Source organism: Parafrankia sp. FMc2 (genome assembly GCF_041008525.1).
GTDB lineage: Bacteria > Actinomycetota > Actinomycetes > Frankiales > Frankiaceae > Parafrankia.
Window position 1 is genome coordinate 1 of sequence record NZ_JBFLUG010000290.1, and the last position, 3,785, is coordinate 3,785.

Genomic DNA, 3,785 nt, shown 5'->3' on the forward strand with positions numbered 1-3,785 from the left:
CACCAGCCCCGACCCGGCCAGCGGACGTCCCGCCACCCACCGGCCCCACGCCACCGGCCGGCTGCGCGCCGACGAACTCGCCGGGCAGATCCGCACCCTCACCACCGACCTCACCCGCTCCCTCGACGCCTTCGCCCGCGAAATGGCCAGCCTCGGCGACGTCGCCCGCGCCGAAGCCCAGGTCGAAGCCGCCGAAGCCGATGCCGCCGAACGCGTCGCCGAAGCCGTCGCCCGCGCCGTCCGCGCCGAACAGGCCGCCCGCGCCGAACACACCAGCCGCACCGAAGCCGAAGCCGTCGCCGCCGAAGCCGTCACAGCCCTCGACGACGCCGAACAGCGCCTCACCGCCAGCCAGACCGCCCACGCCCAGGCCGTCGCCGCCGCCGACACCGCCCGCGCCCAGGCCGCCGCGGACGTCACCGCCGCCCACGCCGACGCCGAAACCCGCATCCAGGACATCCGCGACCGGGCCGCCGCCGACCTCGACCGCACCCGCGCCGACGCCGACGCCGAAACCACCCGCATCCGCGCCACCGCCGACCGCGAACGCGCCGCCCTGACCGCCGACCGCGACCGGCTCGCCGCCGCCCTCCAGGCCGCGGAACAGACCACCGAACGCGACGCGGCGATCATCGCCGAACTACGCGCCGACCGCGACCACCTGCGCGCGGACCGCGACCGCCTCCGCGACGACGCCCGCCGCGAACGCGACGAACTCACCCGCCGAGCCGCCGCCGCCCAAGCCGAGACCGCCCAGGTCCGCGCCGCCGCCGCCGACGAACTCGAGCGTGACCGCGCGACCGCCACCGACCTGCTCGAACAGGTCCGCGGCGAAGCGGCCGCCCGCCTCGCCGCCGAACAACAGACCGCCGCCGAACGCCTCGCCGCCCTCGCGGACGCCCGCGCCGAAGCCCGCACCCGCGCGGAACGCGCCGAACGGCAGGCCGACGAACTCGCCGCCGAACTGCGCGCCGCCCGCGCCCACCTCCTGCCCCGGCCCACCACACCACCCGAATGAGGCACCCGGGGCAGCAGCCAGGGCTGCCCCGGGTCCCCCACACCACCAGCCGGCCGGTGCGCACAGGCAGGGTCAGGCGGGTCAGCCCGCCGACGCGGGCGCCGGCAGCGTGCGGGCGAACAGCGCCAGAGAACGATCCCAGTGCCGCTCGGCCGCAGCCTCGTCATACACCGGGAAGTCCGACATCGCGAAACCGTGCATCGCCGGCAGAACCTCCGCCTCGTAATCCACCTTCGCCTCGTCCAACGCAGCCACGAGACGAGCATGATCAGCCTCGGTGTGATGACCGTCCTCATGCGCCGCCGCGACATACACAGCACCCTGGATCTGACCCGCCTGCAGATACGGGCTGGACGGATCATCCGTCGCCAACCCGCCGCCGTGAATCGACGCCGCCGCCGCGATCCGCTCCGGCAGCGCCGTCGCCGCCGTGAACGCGAACCGGCCACCGATGCAGTACCCGATCGCCCCCACCGGCCCCGGCAACGCACCCGGCTCAGCAGCCAACGCATCCAGCAGCACACCGAGATCCGCCATCACCGCGGCCGGCTGCGCCTTACTCACCACCTCACCCAGCCGCGCCCGCTGCGCCGGATCCCTGAAATTGATCTCAAGGTGGCCCGTGGTCGCCGGCCCCGACCGGTAGAAGACGTTCGGCACCACCACCAGATAACCCGACCGGGAAAGCCGCTCCGCCATCCCCAGAACCGTGTCCCGCACGCCGTACGCATCCGGGAACATAATGACGACCGGCGCCGGACCCGGACCGTCCGGAGCCTGCAGATAGACGTCCAACACCCCGTCAGCCGTCACGACATCACGCCGGGAAACCGCCATCATCAACACCTTCGCCTTCCACTCACGCCGCCCGTACAGCCCGGGCCCCGGTGAGCAGACCCCGGCAGGCGACCTCGACATGACCCACCCACAACCGGGCCAGCGAGCCCCGCATCGCGTCGTCCGACCGGCCGACCGGACACCGGGACATCCCACAGCCCAGCCCGGACCGGTCCGCACACCACCACGACCAGCGGGGCCGGCCGCGTCGCCGACACCGAAAGCATCTACCAGCCGAGCCAACCCGCGCATCCCACCCTCCGCGCCGGCAGCCGCCGATCAGCACACGGAAACGGCGCCGGCGCGCACGGTAAGGACGAGCTCAGCGCTCAGGCCAGCATCCCCTCGAGCAGGTCGGCGGCCTGCCGCGTGCCGCCCTCGGCCCGCGCCTCGGCCCGCAGCAGCGCCGAACGGCGGGCGACCCGCGCGTCGCCGACCAGCTCACGCAGCGCCGCCCGCAGCACGTCGGCAGTGGCCTGCGCCGTGTCGACACGGCGGGCCACCCCCAGCTCCACCAGCCGATCCGCGTTCATGAACTGGTCGGCGGCCTGCGGCACCGCGATCATCGGAACACCCGCCAGCAGCCCCTCGCAGCAGCCACCCATACCGGCATGGGTGACGAAGGCATCCGCCTGTTCCAGGATCGCCCGCTGCGGCACCCAGGAATGCACCGTCACCGAGGACGGGATGTCACCCAGCTCCCGCCGGTCGGTGTACCGGCCGATCTGCAACACCACCGACCAGCCAGGCAGATCACCGAACGCCGCCAGGCACTGGCGGTAGAACTCCGGCTGCCGGGTGTACGCCGACCCCAGCGAGATCAGCAGCACCTTCTCCGCGCCCGCCGGCCGGACCCACGCACCCGCCTCCGAAGCCAGCTCGAAACAGGGCCCGACGAACGTCACCCTGCCGGCGTCGACCTGGTCGGCGTGCGGCTGCATCGCCCGCGGGATCAACGCAAGGGCCCGCGCGGGATGCCCCGAGAACGCGTCCACCTCGGTCGTGGACGCCCCGCACCCAGCGAGCCACCGCGCGAACCTCGCCCGGTAGGCATCCGCGCCCGGCAGCTGCCGCTGATACGCCGCGACATCCCGGTCATAGCCGTCCCACGCGACGATCGTGGGGGACAGCTGCACAATCGGTCGGCCCTGCGCCTCGGCGAGGGCCCGCGCGGCGTAGGCACCGATGTCGTACAGGTACAGATCCGCCGGGTCACGATCGTAGGCCGCACGCAGCTGGGGAAGCGCCTGGATCGCATCGTCGAGGAACAACCCCATCGCGGCGATCGGGTCATCCGGCCAGTCGTTGTCGGCGACCGGCAGCACGGAGGAACAGGGGACCAGCTCGGCACCGGTGCCGGCGATCAGGTCGCCCACCGCCGGGTCGTTCGCGTAGGTCACACGATGACCGCGAGCCACCAGCTCACGGATGATCTCAAGACTGGGCAGGACGTGGCTCACGGCAGGGATACCGGCCATCGCGATATGGGCACGACGACGGGACATAAGATCACTCACCTCGGATCAGAGCTACGGCAAAGGCAAAGGACACGGCACGCCACCGTGTCGACGGCTCCGAACAGACAGCTCCGAGAAGCTCGGCTGTCGGCGCGGGCAGGGACACGCGAAGGCGTGCGGAGGAAGCCGGGGACGGCGCCCCGGCCGTGTCAGCCGTAGATCTGCTGCAGGTACATGCCGGCCACTCTAGCGGCCCTCATCCAACAGAGCACCGCGGTTTCCCGCGGCCCGGACCACCCGGCAAGATCATCCAGGCCAAAGCCTCGACAAGAGGCCAAAGCCTCGACAAGAGCAACCAGGGCGGCGTGGCCGCCACCCTTTCGTATGAGAATTTGAGTCCGGCCGCGGGACGGCTGTGGTCCTGATGTTGGCCGTCGGGCTGTTGTGGTCCGGTGCGGTCACGGACCGGACAC

The 3,785-nt window shown here is 72.3% G+C and carries 3 protein-coding genes; 1 reads left to right on the forward strand and 2 read right to left on the reverse strand.

All coding sequences use genetic code 11. The annotated features are described in order from the left end of the window. On the forward strand, positions 1 to 1,018 hold a 1,018-nt coding region (locus AB1460_RS36215; protein WP_368967003.1), incomplete at its 5' end, for a hypothetical protein. Positions 1,019 to 1,099: 81 nt separating this feature from the next. Here AB1460_RS36215 and AB1460_RS36220 read toward each other — a convergent pair. Both AB1460_RS36220 and AB1460_RS36225 read right to left on the reverse strand, forming a co-directional pair. Further along, complete coding sequence (locus tag AB1460_RS36220; protein WP_368967005.1) at positions 1,100 to 1,936, reverse strand: dienelactone hydrolase family protein; 837 nt, start codon at positions 1,934 to 1,936, stop codon at positions 1,100 to 1,102. A 248-nt stretch (positions 1,937 to 2,184) separates the two neighbouring features. Next, positions 2,185 to 3,360, reverse strand: coding sequence for a macrolide family glycosyltransferase (locus AB1460_RS36225; protein ID WP_368967006.1), 1,176 nt, complete (start codon positions 3,358 to 3,360; stop codon positions 2,185 to 2,187). Positions 3,361 to 3,785 lie beyond the last annotated feature (425 nt).